Source organism: Mesorhizobium sp. Root552, from assembly GCF_001427285.1.
In the GTDB taxonomy this organism is placed as follows: Bacteria; Pseudomonadota; Alphaproteobacteria; order Rhizobiales; family Rhizobiaceae; genus Mesorhizobium.
In genome coordinates, this window is the sequence record NZ_LMFV01000030.1 from 1 (window position 1) to 12,424 (window position 12,424).

Annotated in this window: 12 protein-coding genes and 3 pseudogenes; 6 read left to right on the forward strand and 9 right to left on the reverse strand. The window is 57.4% G+C overall.

Annotated elements, in window-relative coordinates; genetic code table 11:
- Positions 1 to 39: 39 nt before the first annotated feature.
- Positions 40 to 159, forward strand: a complete 120-nt coding sequence (locus tag ASD50_RS23870; RefSeq protein WP_274533322.1) for a recombinase family protein — start codon at positions 40 to 42, stop codon at positions 157 to 159.
- A 789-nt stretch (positions 160 to 948) separates the two neighbouring features.
- Here ASD50_RS23870 and ASD50_RS23125 read toward each other — a convergent pair.
- Positions 949 to 2,001 carry a hypothetical protein gene (locus ASD50_RS23125; protein ID WP_156465082.1) on the reverse strand — a complete coding sequence of 351 codons (1,053 nt, stop codon included), beginning with the start codon at positions 1,999 to 2,001 and terminating at the stop codon, positions 949 to 951.
- 389 nt (positions 2,002 to 2,390) lie between these two features.
- On the opposite strand from ASD50_RS23125, the gene ASD50_RS13235 reads away from it, so the two are divergent.
- Entirely contained in the window at positions 2,391 to 2,579 is a 189-nt protein-coding gene (locus ASD50_RS13235; protein ID WP_056241982.1) for a hypothetical protein, read from the forward strand.
- A 358-nt stretch (positions 2,580 to 2,937) separates the two neighbouring features.
- Here the strand turns inward: ASD50_RS13235 and ASD50_RS13240 are convergent, their stop codons facing one another.
- The 4 genes from ASD50_RS13240 to ASD50_RS13250 all read right to left on the reverse strand — a co-directional run bounded on the left by ASD50_RS13240 (position 2,938) and on the right by ASD50_RS13250 (position 4,953).
- A complete protein-coding gene (locus tag ASD50_RS13240; protein WP_056241999.1) occupies positions 2,938 to 3,636 on the reverse strand; it encodes an IS6 family transposase in 699 nt (232 codons plus the stop codon).
- Positions 3,637 to 3,811: 175 nt separating this feature from the next.
- Positions 3,812 to 4,270 (reverse strand): hypothetical protein, encoded by a 459-nt coding sequence (locus ASD50_RS13245; protein WP_056241984.1) that lies wholly within the window; start codon positions 4,268 to 4,270, stop codon positions 3,812 to 3,814.
- Between the two features lie 210 nt (positions 4,271 to 4,480).
- The gene (locus ASD50_RS23875; RefSeq protein WP_244484517.1) at positions 4,481 to 4,627 is read right to left on the reverse strand and encodes a hypothetical protein; all 147 of its coding nucleotides are present in this window, start codon (positions 4,625 to 4,627) and stop codon (positions 4,481 to 4,483) included.
- 11 nt (positions 4,628 to 4,638) lie between these two features.
- A complete protein-coding gene (locus tag ASD50_RS13250) occupies positions 4,639 to 4,953 on the reverse strand; it encodes a hypothetical protein (protein ID WP_244484518.1) in 315 nt (104 codons plus the stop codon).
- Between the two features lie 65 nt (positions 4,954 to 5,018).
- On the opposite strand from ASD50_RS13250, the gene ASD50_RS13255 reads away from it, so the two are divergent.
- Positions 5,019 to 5,480 (forward strand): MarR family winged helix-turn-helix transcriptional regulator, encoded by a 462-nt coding sequence (locus ASD50_RS13255; protein WP_244484519.1) that lies wholly within the window; start codon positions 5,019 to 5,021, stop codon positions 5,478 to 5,480.
- A 359-nt stretch (positions 5,481 to 5,839) separates the two neighbouring features.
- On the opposite strand, the gene ASD50_RS13260 is transcribed toward ASD50_RS13255, so the two are convergent.
- Complete coding sequence (locus ASD50_RS13260; RefSeq protein WP_056242005.1) at positions 5,840 to 6,412, reverse strand: NADPH-dependent FMN reductase; 573 nt, start codon at positions 6,410 to 6,412, stop codon at positions 5,840 to 5,842.
- 211 nt (positions 6,413 to 6,623) lie between these two features.
- On the opposite strand from ASD50_RS13260, the gene ASD50_RS13265 reads away from it, so the two are divergent.
- The gene (locus ASD50_RS13265; RefSeq protein ID WP_082549646.1) at positions 6,624 to 7,517 is read left to right on the forward strand and encodes an IS481 family transposase; all 894 of its coding nucleotides are present in this window, start codon (positions 6,624 to 6,626) and stop codon (positions 7,515 to 7,517) included.
- A gap of 257 nt (positions 7,518 to 7,774) precedes the next feature.
- On the opposite strand, the pseudogene ASD50_RS13270 reads toward ASD50_RS13265, so the two are convergent.
- Positions 7,775 to 8,266, reverse strand: a pseudogene (locus ASD50_RS13270) (SDR family NAD(P)-dependent oxidoreductase); the annotation flags it as partial.
- A gap of 126 nt (positions 8,267 to 8,392) precedes the next feature.
- Here ASD50_RS13270 and ASD50_RS13275 point away from each other — a divergent pair.
- Positions 8,393 to 9,283 (forward strand): LysR family transcriptional regulator, encoded by an 891-nt coding sequence (locus tag ASD50_RS13275; protein WP_056241991.1) that lies wholly within the window; start codon positions 8,393 to 8,395, stop codon positions 9,281 to 9,283.
- 446 nt (positions 9,284 to 9,729) lie between these two features.
- Here ASD50_RS13275 and ASD50_RS24290 read toward each other — a convergent pair.
- Positions 9,730 to 10,017: pseudogene (locus tag ASD50_RS24290) on the reverse strand (EamA/RhaT family transporter); the annotation flags it as partial.
- Positions 10,018 to 10,019: 2 nt separating this feature from the next.
- On the opposite strand from ASD50_RS24290, the pseudogene ASD50_RS23130 reads away from it, so the two are divergent.
- Positions 10,020 to 10,214, forward strand: a pseudogene (locus ASD50_RS23130) (IS481 family transposase); the annotation flags it as partial.
- Between the two features lie 1,357 nt (positions 10,215 to 11,571).
- Here ASD50_RS23130 and ASD50_RS23135 read toward each other — a convergent pair.
- Positions 11,572 to 11,943 (reverse strand): hypothetical protein, encoded by a 372-nt coding sequence (locus ASD50_RS23135; RefSeq protein WP_156465083.1) that lies wholly within the window; start codon positions 11,941 to 11,943, stop codon positions 11,572 to 11,574.
- Positions 11,944 to 12,424 lie beyond the last annotated feature (481 nt).

The window sequence follows — 12,424 nt, forward strand, 5'->3', positions numbered from 1 at the left end:
CCCGTCATTGCCTCCATCCAGCGTTCCGGCATCACCAGCCTGCGCGGGATCGCCACGGCCCTCAACAACCGCGGCATCCACACCCCACGCAATGGCCAATGGCAGGTGTCCAACGTGCGTAATCTCATTGCCCGTTCATCGAACAAGCCGCTTTTATAGACGGGATTTATACGAGCCGGCGTCATGCGCCGTATTTGGAGTTGTGCCGATCCGCCCATGGATTTTGCACGCCCAGAAATGAATAGCGGACATTCAAAGCAAAACAGGCTGTTTCGACGAAAACGATCGAATCGAATCCGGCGTACCAGCAATTTCAAGCACTTAGACGAAATTGCCCAAAACCATCGAATAGTGGACGAATAAACGCCCGCGTATTTCGATGAACAAAAGCCCGGTCACGATTTGCAGCCGGGCGAAAACAAACCGCACATGTGCGGACTGACGGCAATCAGCGTGCTAGGCATAACACCCCATGCTGGAGGGAACTTTCGAGCGCCGAGTGCATTGAATTATCATGATGAAACGGTTCGCATTCTCATTTGCCCTGTTAGGGATTTTCGCGCTGGCAGCGATTCTCACTGAATTGGTGTTCCTGAATATGCCCACGACGTCGGCAGCCTTAGGCATGCAAGCTGCCGCCGCACCTTCATCGACGGATGATGTATGCGAATCCGCGACATGGCCGAACATTCCATCGCAATGTTTGCAACGGGCTGATGATCGGAAGCCGCTTACGACAATCGTTTTGACGGCTGCAAACTAAAAGCCCCGGCCACGATCCGCCGCCGGCTTTTTTCTAAACCGTCATCCTGCCGCTAATGCACGGTCGGCCTGTCATCCTCGCCTTCGGAATCGGATGAAAAACCGGTCTTATCGTCTCGCATGGCTTCGAGCAGGATCTTCATATTCTCGTCCAGGATGGCATTTGCCTGTTTAACGCCTCGCCTGTCACCGAGCAGGAAGCCGATAACAAAGCTCGCGACGATGCCCAGCGCTATCGACACATCGAAATAGGTCATACTTCGTAGCCAAGAGCTTGAAACGGGCCATCGCGGTAAGAACACGCAAACGCTCGCCAGTCCCCGGGTGAGCCGCCTTGTGTTCAGCAAGAGCCTTCCGAAGCTCGTTCCAATGAAAGTCGATCTGAGCCTGCGGCGATGCTTTTTCCAGAGCAAATGACGGATTAGACAACAACGCGGCTGCCGGTGCCCCTGCGAGAATGCTACGGCGGGTCAGCATGGGCGTGTCTCCTGTTCCGCCGCAAACGTGCCCGAGGCCGGGTGTTTTGGCAGCACGGGTGATACGCGCACTCCTTTTTGACCAGCCTTCCGCAGAAGCACGTTTGGTGGCCTTCCCCTTCGAAGCGCGGGCCAACATCGTGGCTTCCATCATCGTCCCATGTCGAATAATCGGATGGCTGCGCATCGCATTGCGACTCCATTTCCGGTCAGCCAAGGGAAGGCACGTCGGAGTCGTCCTGCTCATCGTCGCACCGATCTTCCTAAGGTCGTACATCCCGACATCAGTGTAATGCCCCGGACCTCCAAGGGACGGCTCCAGATCGTCGCCATCGTCCTCTCGGTCGTCCTGCGGCGCGTTCTTTTCGAGCGCCTGCGGGCCATCGGCGGTCCAGCCAAGCCACGGTTCGGCGTCTGCGCCGTCCTCGTCGTCGGCCGTATCTTCCAAGTTCTCATCACCATCGAACGCATCGAGCAGCCCTATAGGCCGCTCTATCGTCGTGGCGATGCCCACGCGGTCATGAATGGAGAGGGTTAGGAAGAACACGCCGCCGCAGTCAACAAGCGTCGGCAGCGACCTTGGGTCGCCACTGACCGTAGGTTTCGCCTCATTGAACAGCTTGGGCAGATCAATGTCGGGCAGCGGTTCAGCCGGTTGAGGCTTCAGGTGTTCCGGCCAAGGAACAAGGTCGTATTGACCGGTCCAGCGGCCATAGGCGTCATGGACCGCACCGTAATAGTGTTCGGGGAAATAGCTGGTCATTTTGGTTCTCTGGATTTGGCTTGCTAAGGCCGATGCCTGCGTACAGCGCTGGCGCCGGGAAGTTAGCAACACCGCCAGAGACGATGCGCCACAGCCTTTCCCTTTCGGGTCTTGTATAGCCGTGGCCTTCCCGACATAGTACGCCGTTTCGCGCTCACGGCCTGTGTGCGCGTTCGGCTCGATGGCAAATTGATCCAGGCAAGGATCGCCCTGCCATCGCTCTGGATGCCTACGGCCCGGCAAGGCCGATCAGCGGGAGTTGCTAAGCTCCGCTAGCCACACTGTCCTGATTTCATGGAAAGTTCAATAAGACCCTCCTCATTCCAAGCGGTCTGCCGGATTTGTGAGCAACGACTTGTGGGACGCGGGGAAAGGCGCGACAATAAAGGATGGCTGATGGGAAACCAGACATCAAAGACGAGCTTGCCTACATGGCAGCGCATCCTCAGCTATTCACCAAGCGGGAAATGGCGTTGATGCTGGCGGAGGCCGTTGAGATCATCGAGATGCTGCGCGACCTTGCCCGCATCCGGCGGGAAGTCAGGCTTGATGATGTCGAGCCGGAAGGCAACGCCTAACCACTCCCTTCCTACCGTCCAGACGCCCCGGCTCCGGGCGGCTTTTTGTTGCTTTCCTGCGATCTGATGCTAGGCTGTCCCTACTGTCCGCCGCGATGGGCAGTGCGAGGCCCGGCCTGTTTTTGGTGTCTAAGCCCAACAAACTTCGCAAGGCTGGGCCTCAATCCCCTCTCCAAAACCCTTCCCCGCTTCGGCGGGTTTTTTTGTTTTCCTGTTGGACCAATGCGTGTACGTTGTTTCTGTGCACTCCTTCGAGTTGCATGAATCAAAGCAACTTCGCCCCGCTTCGGCGGGGTTTTTTTCGGTTCCGTTGCAAAATTTTCGGCAGGATCAGAGGAAGCATCCTGTCGGACAGAATTCAGGCGATGATCGCCTCGAACTGTTCCTTGAGCGTGGGTGCTGGGTTGAAAGCGAAACGACCCTGGCGCTTGCGCATCATGTGAACCATCTCGATGCCGGCCAGAGTGACGCCGGCCGAGGAGAATGATTTGAACCCCAGCATCGGTCTTATCCGCCGCTTGATGCGCCGATGATCCTGCTCAATCCGATTATTGAGGTACTTGCTGTTTCGAATCCTGATCGCCTTCAGTGCTGGGCGCGACCGATCTCGCAAGCGGCTTTCTGCATCGCAGGAGATGATCGCTTCCCGATTGGTCTGGCTACCGTCGACGACGATGCGATCCGGCCTGCCGTGATGCTGCAAAGCCTTGCGTAGGAACCGCTTTGCGGCCGGCAGGTCACGATGCTCGTTGAACCAGAACTCGACGGTGTCGCCGACACTGTCGATAACACGATACAAATACATCCACTGGCCGCGGACCTTGATGTAAGTCTCGTCCACGTGCCACTTGGCGCTGACGGACCGCTTTCGCCGATTGAAGCGCTCCAACAGCACCGGCGAAAAATGGACAACCCAGCGGTGGATGATCGAATGGTCGACGCTGAATGCGCGCTCGGCCATCATCTCCTTCAGATCCCGCAGGCTCAGACTGTAAGCCAGATACCAGCGAACGCACAGCAGGATCACGGATCGATCGAAATGACGGCCTTTGAACACGATGCCTTCTCCAAACCTGAAGAGTGCTTCATGCCGAAAAGCCCTTTCTGAAAGTTTGCAACACAGCCGTTGAACCAGCATGTCTCCTGGTGGCAACAAAACGGCAAGCAATAACAACCACGATGCCAAAAGCCGCAAGCCAGCCCAAAAGCGATGCCAAGTTCATACACTCACCTCATGGATCGGCGTTGTTGGTCCGCCCCAATCTGCATGGATGATCCGGCGGCGCCCATTGAGAAAAAATACGCCACTGTCGTGAACAGTCCGCCGCCGGTTTCGGCGGTGTGCTCACAGTCGCCGGCAACTCCATCGCGATCCCAGATGAACATGTCATCTGATCAGGGTCCTTAGGTTGCGGTTGGTGGTAGGCTTTCGACCGGTCTGTCTCGCTTTTACAGGCCGGCCTTTCGATCACCGCATATCCTTCGCTCTCCAGACAGCGAAGGATCGTCTGATCCCGCACATACAGATCTTCGTTGGATGCGGCCGCCATTTGCTCGTCGGCGACAGCCTTGCACTGCCGGAATGCCTTCTGCCGATCCGGCGCCGTCGTTCCCGGCTTGAAGCTGACATAGGTCTGCTCTGTCTGGCAGCCAGCGAGCAGAAACAATGCGGATACCGCCAGCCATCTCATTCATCATACCCGGAATAGTAGGATAAAACCCATACTGGCTGTAGAGCGCCTACACAAATGCTCTCTGCCCGAAGATGCGGTCACATCTAACAGCGGCAAGCTGTGCGCCTTTAACAGGCGGACAGAACCGGCTTGTACGAGATAGATTGTGGCTATGCTCGGGAAGAGAACTCCTGACCAGTTTGTGTCATCAGCAGCCACAGCCAAGCGCTATGTCGACGGCACCGCCGGAGTGAGGCCATGGCGGCGCATGATATCGGCCATCTTGGCCCGGTCCGGCGGACCACCGGTCGCAGCGTTGAGAACCGCGAACGTCTCGCGAAAATATTCCGGGCCGATTGCGGCCGGGGTGATCACGCAGAGCACCTTCACGTCGCGGCTGCCGTTATTATCGAACCGATGAACGGCACCTCGCGGAATACAGCCTGTCCGGGCCCGACATCGATCGGCCTACCGTCAACCGTCCAGGTCAACACGTCGTCGACGCCGTAGATCGTCTCTTCGTAACTGTCATGGCTGTGGGCTGGGGCCGGCAGCCGTTGCCCGCTTGGGACATCGAGTTCAAAGGCTGCGATGCTGCCATTCGAACTGTCCCCGGTCAGCAGAAAGCGAACCGCGAGCCCCTTGGTGGCGATGGTTTCATCGGCAGGATTGACGTGAGGGTCCATCGTGGCTTGTGACATTGCATTGTCTCCAAGAGTAAACTAAGTTTACCGATGCAAGTAAACTCCATTTACCAGGAATGTCAATGATGCCGCCTTCGGAAAGTTTTCCGGTCAATGCGGAGGATATGCTGATCGGCGCTCTGCTGCGTGTTCCCGCCCAAGCGATCCATCGCCGGATCATCACGGAGCTCAACGCCGCCGGCTTCGACGACCTGCGCCTGCCGCATATTGCGGTGCTACAGTTTCCCGGGCCGGACGAGGTCCGCCCGGCCACGCTCGCCGAGCGGGCGGGCATGAGCAAGCAAGCCATGAACCGGTTGCTCGGAAGCCTTGAGGGTTTCGGCTATATTGTCCGTACCAACGCGCCCGGTGAAGGCGGCGCCCGGATTGTCCGCTTTACCCAACGAGGACACGCTGCGTACGCAAAGATCATCGACATACTGCGCGTCATCGAGCGCGAGTGGAGCAGTGAACTCGGACCTGAGCGTTTCGCCCAACTCAAGACACTGCTGACGCTGGTCTGGGAGAGCCCGCTGGTTCGCTAGCAACGGCACTTGCTGGGGTCTGACCGGTGAAAGAATCCGTCTGAGCCCTTCGCGACATTCACAAAGGAACGCAAGAATGGCCAAGAGCAGGTTGCAAGGGAAAATTCATACTGCGACGCAACCGACCGAGCGCAGCCACGTACCACCCCTCGCGCGGGAAGCAATGGGTAGCAGATCGAAGAATGTCCGCCGGATATATCATGGGCGGACAGAACCGGCTTGTTCGGGGTAGGTTCTGGCTATGCTCGGGACAGTAGCGCCAGCGACGGAGATGATCCATTGCAGGCGTTGTTGTTTCCGGCGCCATGGATGCACGATGCCCGCGACGTTCGACAACGCCGTCGCCGGCACCGAGGGTATCATGCGTCTCGAGGCAAGACCTGCAGCACCCGTGCAATGAACATGTTGAATTCGACCATATAGTTGCGCAGGAATTCCCGTGTGGATTCGACTGTGACCTTACCGTCGTCGGTGATCAAGCCGGGGGTGAACTGGATATAAGCCTCGAGGGCGTTCATCTGCGGCGAGTTGCAGAAGCTCAGCACGCTGCGCAGGCTCTGCTGGGCGACCGCGGTTCCGATGGCGCCGGGCGAGGTGCCGATAACGGCGGAAGGCTTGCGGGCAAAGGAATTCTTGCCGTAGGGGCGACTTGCCCAATCTATTGCATTCTTCAGGCCGCCAGGGATCGAGCGATTGTATTCGGGTGTCACAAACAGGACCGCGTCCACCGCCGCGATAGACTCCTTGAACTTCCGGGCAGCTGGCGGAAAATCGGCATCATAGTCGTAACTATAGAGGGGAAGCTCCGCGAAGGAGATCTCCTGCATCTTCATGTTGGACGGGACAAGTTGCACGAGTGCTTTGGCGAGTTTGCGATTGATGGAGTCTTTGGCAAGGCTGCCAATAAGATAGCCAACTTGATGCGTAGTCATTTGCTTCCTCCGCATGGCTTCTACTGCTGTGACGATGGGACCACACAATAAATTTAGCACAAGCGGCCCCCGTCGCGAACTGCATACCCATAAAGATCCGAAGAATGTCCGCCGGACATTCCATGAGCGGACAGAACCGGCTTTTGTAGATATGTCGGTACTCGCGGGACATCTCCATTAAGCTCGCAATTGTTGGGCAAAGGAGATGTTCATGAGCAAGGATCAGCGCGAGATCGCACGCAAACTTCGTATTCTTCAGCACGCTGATGACACCGGTCACGTTGCGAAGACGTGTCGATATTTTGGGGTCGGCCGCAGTAGCTTCTATCGATGGCGTGAGGCTTATCGGAAACACGGTGAGGCCGGTCTGGTGAACCGGCCACCGATTCCGAATCGGCATGCCAATCGCACTCCGCCTGAGATCGAGGAGAAGATCCTTCATCTTCGCAGCAAATATTACCTCGGTCCAAGGCGGATCGTATGGTACCTGGCCCGCTATCATGGGATCAGAGTCTCAGACGCAACGGTTTCCCGGACCCTCAAGCGAAATGGCGTCAACCGGCTTCCACGCGGCACTCGCCTTAGAAAAGTTCACACCAAGCGATACAACAAGCAAGTTCCCGGTCATCACATCCAGATGGACGTCAAGTTCCTGACCTTCAAAGGAAAACGGGGAGAGAAAATCCGTCGCTTCCAGTTCACGGCAATTGATGACGCAACGCGGGTGCGGGCGCTCAAGATATACGCGAAACATACTCAGGCCAGCGCCATCGACTTCGTCGACCACATCATCGAGACCTTTCCGTTTCGCATTCGGGAAATCAGGACTGATAACGGCCATGAGTTCCAGGCGAAGTTCCACTGGCATGTCGAAGACAAAGGCATCCGCCATGCCTACATCAAGCGCGGCACGCCGCAACTGAACGGAAAGGTCGAACGCTCGCACCGATCAGATCAACAGGAATTCTACCAGCTGCTCACCTACAAGGGTGACGTCGATTTGGAGAAGCGCCTAGACGAATGGGAGCGCTTCTATAACTTCGCCAGACCACACGGTGCGTTCAACGGAAAGACGCCTTACGAGGCGCTCCGAGAGAAGCTATAATCACTCAACCAGATGTCCCGAGAGAACCTGCCGCTTACAGAAGATCGCTGCGAAGCACCTGAAGGAAATCGGATGGAGCAACCGCACCGGAACGCAAAGGGCATTGCTGGGAGGAGTTGCTACTGGCGTGGCGCTATTCGGGTCTCAGACTGCGGGCATTGCCGCGCTCGGCGGGGCCATAGCGGTACCCTTGTGGATCGTCTTCGGGGCGGGCGCAATGTTTGCGAACTATCTGGTACGGGAACTTGCGGGGTGCCGGTCAGGGTTTCCACGGCAGCCTTCGTCGCGGCATAGACGCCATAGGTTTCGAGCTTGAGGCCGACCACCGAGGTCGACAGGCTGACGATGCGGCCGCCGTCGCGCAGGCGCCTGGACGCCTCGCGCAAGGTGTTGATCGTGCCCTTGAGGTTGATGGCGATCTGGCTGTCGACGAGGTCGTCGTCGCTGTCGGCGAGTTTGGCCAGTTTCATGATGCCGGCATTGTTGACCAGAACGTCGATGCCGCCGAAGGCTGCCTCGGCGCTGTCAAACATGCGGACGACATCCTTCGGATCGCTAACGTCGGCCTGGATTGTGAGAGCCTTGCTACCAGCCTTTTCAATATCACCGGCGAGTTGTTCGGCCGCGGCGACCGAGCCGGCGTAGTTGATGACGACGGTAAAGCCGTCGGTGGCGAGGCGTTTGGCAATCGCAGCGCCGATGCCACGGGATGCGCCGGTCACGAGAGCGACCTTACTGGTGGCAATCATGGTGTTTCTCCTTCTGTTTCGTGCCGCATCGGCTGATAGGTGGCAGATAGCCTCTTTTGTCCTTTCGGATAATCTGTCAAAACTTGGCATCACTATTCCGGAATGACAAACAATATAGAGAACCACATGGATCGACTGGACGCGATGCGGCTATTCACGCGCGTGGTGGAGCGGCGCAGCTTCAGCCAGGCTGCGACAGACCTTGCCATTCCGCGCTCGACAGCAACACAGGTCATCCAGAAGATGGAGGAACGGCTGGGCGTGCGCCTGCTGCAACGCACGACGCGCACGGTGCGGCCCACGCTGGACGGCGAAGCCTATTACCGCCGGTGCACCACTATTCTTGACGATGTGGAAAATGCTGATGCGGCGTTCCGCGACACCAGTCCGCGCGGGCTGCTGCGCGTCGATGTGCACGGCACACTGGCCCGTCATTTCCTATTGCCGGCGCTGCCGGAATTTCTGGAGGCCTATCCCGGCATTCAGTTGCACATGAGCGAAGGCGACCGGCTGGCGGATCTAGTGCGCGAGGGGATCGACTGCGTGCTGCGCGTTGGCGCCCCGCAAGACAGCGATATGATCGCCCGGCGCGTTGCAGTGCTGAATGAGGTGACGGTCGCGTCACCGGACTATTTGGCCAGACATGGCGTGCCCATGAGTGTCGACGCCTTGAGGGACGGTCACCGGATGGTCGGCTTCCATTCCAGCGCGACTGGCGGGTTGCTGCCTCTGCAATTTACCGTCCATGGCGAAATCCAGTCCCTGACGCTGCCGGCAACGCTTACGGTCAGCGCCGCTGAAAGCTACGTCACAGCCGCAGGGCTCGGCCTGGGACTGATCCAGGTGCCGCGGTATCACGCAGAGGCAGCGCTGGCATCCGGTGAACTGGTCGATGTTCTGCCAGCGCACCCGCCCTCGTCAACACCGGTCACGCTGCTCTATCCGTCCAGCCGTCAGCTTTCTCCCCGCGTGCGAATCTTCATCGACTGGGTGGCCAAGCAGTTCACGGCATGCTGACGATGCTAGCGTTGTCTGTCGACACAGCCTTCTTTCTGTTAGACTGCAGCTACCCACAAACCAGAGTCCTTTACATCAACTGAACGAGATAAGCAGCGGGCCAATAGGTGGATGACGTGCATCCGGATATCCTCCCGGCTCAACGCTTAAGCAATGTCTGGTTGATGCGAAAAGCAAACCGTCGGACTCGTCGTTGGGCATCGTCACGAGACTGGGTCTGTAATGGTGTTCTCGATCGCTGCGATATTCAGTTCGAGATAGGCGACGCGCTGGATCGTGCTGTTGCTTGGCACACCTCCGGCCCTGGCCGCCGTCAACAGCAGTGCGGACTGTTCTTTGCGCAAGGAGCGAGAAAGCTCTTGAAGGCTGGTTTTTTCATCATGGGTCATGCTGCAGCTATAGCCATACGGCTCTATAGGCTCAAGTGCCTGGAAAACCCATGGCGCCGCAGCGGACACCTTCGCCACCGGATACACGCGAAGCATCGTGTAGTAGATGGCATAGGTGAGAAAGGTGGCTATGAGGACCAGGCAGACCATACCGATGGCGAATTTGCGGCTCAGCGGTGACAAGATGCTTCCCTGCAGCAGCGCGCATGCCCCGATCAGGACCGCTCCGGTCAGCATGTGGATGCACAGGCTCTGATGTACCGGCATCTGCAGGGAAGTCCGGCCGCGCCGCAGCCCGGAAGCCAGCGCGAAGGCGAGCATGGAACCGACCTTCACCGCAATCGCGGTTTGGCGTCGGCCGCAGCAGCTTCTACCGATGGCGTGAGGCTTACCGGAAACACGGTGACGCTGGTTTGGTGAATATGCTGCCGATTCCGAAGTGGCATGCTAATCGGACACCGGTCGAGATCGAGGAGAAGGTCCTTCATCATCGCAGCAAGTACCATCTCGGCCCAACACGGATCGTCTGGTATCTGGCGCGGTTAACTGTGGCTTGGGATGCTCCGACAGTGATGCATCGAGTTACCATTCTCGCCTTTGCAATGGCCGTCGCATTTGTGGCCGCAATGGCTTGGATTTAGGATGGGCCGGCGAAGCTAATGTGCAATAGCCTTGGGAATCCAAACCGCCGGCCCTCTGCGACATTTGGGACTGCCGCAAAGGAAATCTAACCACCATGATCCATTGAGGCAACCGGATTATTGATCCAGGTTAAACGTCGACCACAGCCGGCGCACATTGCTTGGAGGGACTGTGCGCCGGCTTAGGTGACCGCCCCCGACATACCGCAGGCGGAACATATGCCTGCTGTCATTCCCTGACAATTGACAGGAACAAAGCAAGGTTAATGTGAAGCCGATCCTGATGCAGAAAACCCCGCCGAAGCGGGAAGGTTTTGGAAAGGGGAATGAAGCCCGGCCCGAGATGTAACGGTGGATAGAGGCGGGCCGGGCTCCGTGCCGCCGGTTGTGGCTGGCGGCTAATCCAGATTAGCCAGCAGGCGGCTGCAAGGCAACAATGGGTAATTGGTCCAGCGCCGGAAGTGGTTGGCGCGCACAAAAACCGCTGAAGCGGAAGGTATCTGAGATTGCGATTGAGGCCCAGCCTTTGCGAAGTTTGCTGAGCTTAGACACCAAACAGGCTGGGCCTCACGCTGCCCATGCGGCGGACAGCAGCGCCAGATTAGCATCAGATTGCAAAGGTGCAATAAAAAGCCCGGCGGGCGGTTATGGCGGCAATTTGGGCAACCACGCGGTTCTGGCGAGAAGCACATCAAGCCGCCGCACAGCAAGCGTATATCAAATCAAAATCGCAACTGTAATGCTAGGGAAAGTTCAACGACGCCGTACGTCTTTTCCTTGCCATGGAGCAAAGTTGAACTGGCCCCGGATTCATTAGGGTTGCAGCATGCCGCTTTTGCCTGCGGCATGCGACGATGCTGCCCGTCTGCTGCAACTGATGCAGGCGGGCAGTTTAGCTACACTTGCGCTGTCTCCAGTCAATTGCCATTGCCCGACTCACGATAGGTGATAATCTAAAGGTGCTTTCTTCTCAGACAGCGCGAGGCCCAGCCTGTTTTTGGTGTCTAAGCCCAACGAACTTCGTAAGGCTGGGCCTCGTTTTTCACACCCCAAAACCTTCCCCGCCTCGGCGGGGTTTTTTGTGCGCGTTGAAGTGTCTCGACGTCGAGACATTTTGAAATTAAGCCTCGGCTATGTGTCAACTTCCCGCACATATGCGGAAGGTTGAAGATCAGCCCCCGGATTTACTTTGCCAATTTGCTCGCCATTAGAGCTCGCTGGCCTTCAATGACGGTTCGGCGACGGCCGCTAAACTGGTCTAGCCCCGGACGCCTGGACCTTCCCCAGATGGCGCATTGAGTCGATACGTAGGTTTGTTTTCGTCGCCACGAAAAATCTTTCGGAGAGTTTTTGTTGTCCCCTTAATCGCTGTATCTCCAGCTTCCTTGCTCAGGGACTTGGGCTTGTCTGCGACCACCCCCACCATCTTTGCCTGCCAATGGCATATCTCGCGGTTCGCGCCTTGCGTGTAAGTTCCCGACATGGAGAAGCCATTGATCTGACCAGTAAAAACGGCCCGATTAGCAAAAGCATTGGTGGTCTCGAATTTAACTCGAGTACCATTCCTATTTCCCGTCGTTACACGGCCGTTCGTAACACCTCCATGCACATCGCCGTAGCGATCAATCATAATATTCAGACTTCCGGCCCCAAAGGAGCACCTGATCGTTCCTGCCCATTGGGTACCCTCGGCACTAGCGGCACAAGTAGCTGATAGAAGTGCGGCGGCTGCGCTTGTTGTGGCGGCCCATTTTTTCATTATCCCCTCCATAGCCTGTCTAAGGTAACAATCTATTCTGGTCGCGCTCACCTGCCCGTCATTTGGTGAACCCGGACCGGCAGGCGGGCGAACATCCGGTGTGCATCACCTCACCGTCCTGACATTTACGCAAAAATCTCGGTCGCTCCCCGATTATCCGCGTGCTTTCACTACACTAGCACTCGATGGCCGTGAGTGCCAAAGTTTTCACCGGACCTCTTGAAACCGGACGTTCTCAAAACTAGCTCGATAGGCGCGCAATGCCGAAAGGGTCGCGCGAGCCCCGCACCGGACCGGTATTGCCGGTCCGGTGTGGAGGAACCTCAAAAAATCTGTTTGTCCTGAAGGAGAA

Bases quoted from the DNA above. Each gene is read 5' to 3' on its own strand.
- ASD50_RS13275 (WP_056241991.1), top strand. From the start codon at position 8,393: ATGGATCGACTGGACGCGATGCGGCTATTCACGCGCGTGGTGGAGCGG.
- ASD50_RS13265 (WP_082549646.1), top strand. From the start codon at position 6,624: ATGAGCAAGGATCAGCGCGAGATCGCACGCAAACTTCGTATTCTTCAG.
- ASD50_RS23135 (WP_156465083.1), bottom strand. From the start codon at position 11,943: ATGATTGATCGCTACGGCGATGTGCATGGAGGTGTTACGAACGGCCGT.
- ASD50_RS13260 (WP_056242005.1), bottom strand. From the start codon at position 6,412: ATGACTACGCATCAAGTTGGCTATCTTATTGGCAGCCTTGCCAAAGAC.
- ASD50_RS13250 (WP_244484518.1), bottom strand. From the start codon at position 4,953: ATGTCACAAGCCACGATGGACCCTCACGTCAATCCTGCCGATGAAACC.
- ASD50_RS23125 (WP_156465082.1), bottom strand. From the start codon at position 2,001: ATGACCAGCTATTTCCCCGAACACTATTACGGTGCGGTCCATGACGCC.
- ASD50_RS13235 (WP_056241982.1), top strand. From the start codon at position 2,391: ATGGCTGATGGGAAACCAGACATCAAAGACGAGCTTGCCTACATGGCA.
- ASD50_RS13255 (WP_244484519.1), top strand. From the start codon at position 5,019: ATGATGCCGCCTTCGGAAAGTTTTCCGGTCAATGCGGAGGATATGCTG.
- ASD50_RS13245 (WP_056241984.1), bottom strand. From the start codon at position 4,270: ATGAGATGGCTGGCGGTATCCGCATTGTTTCTGCTCGCTGGCTGCCAG.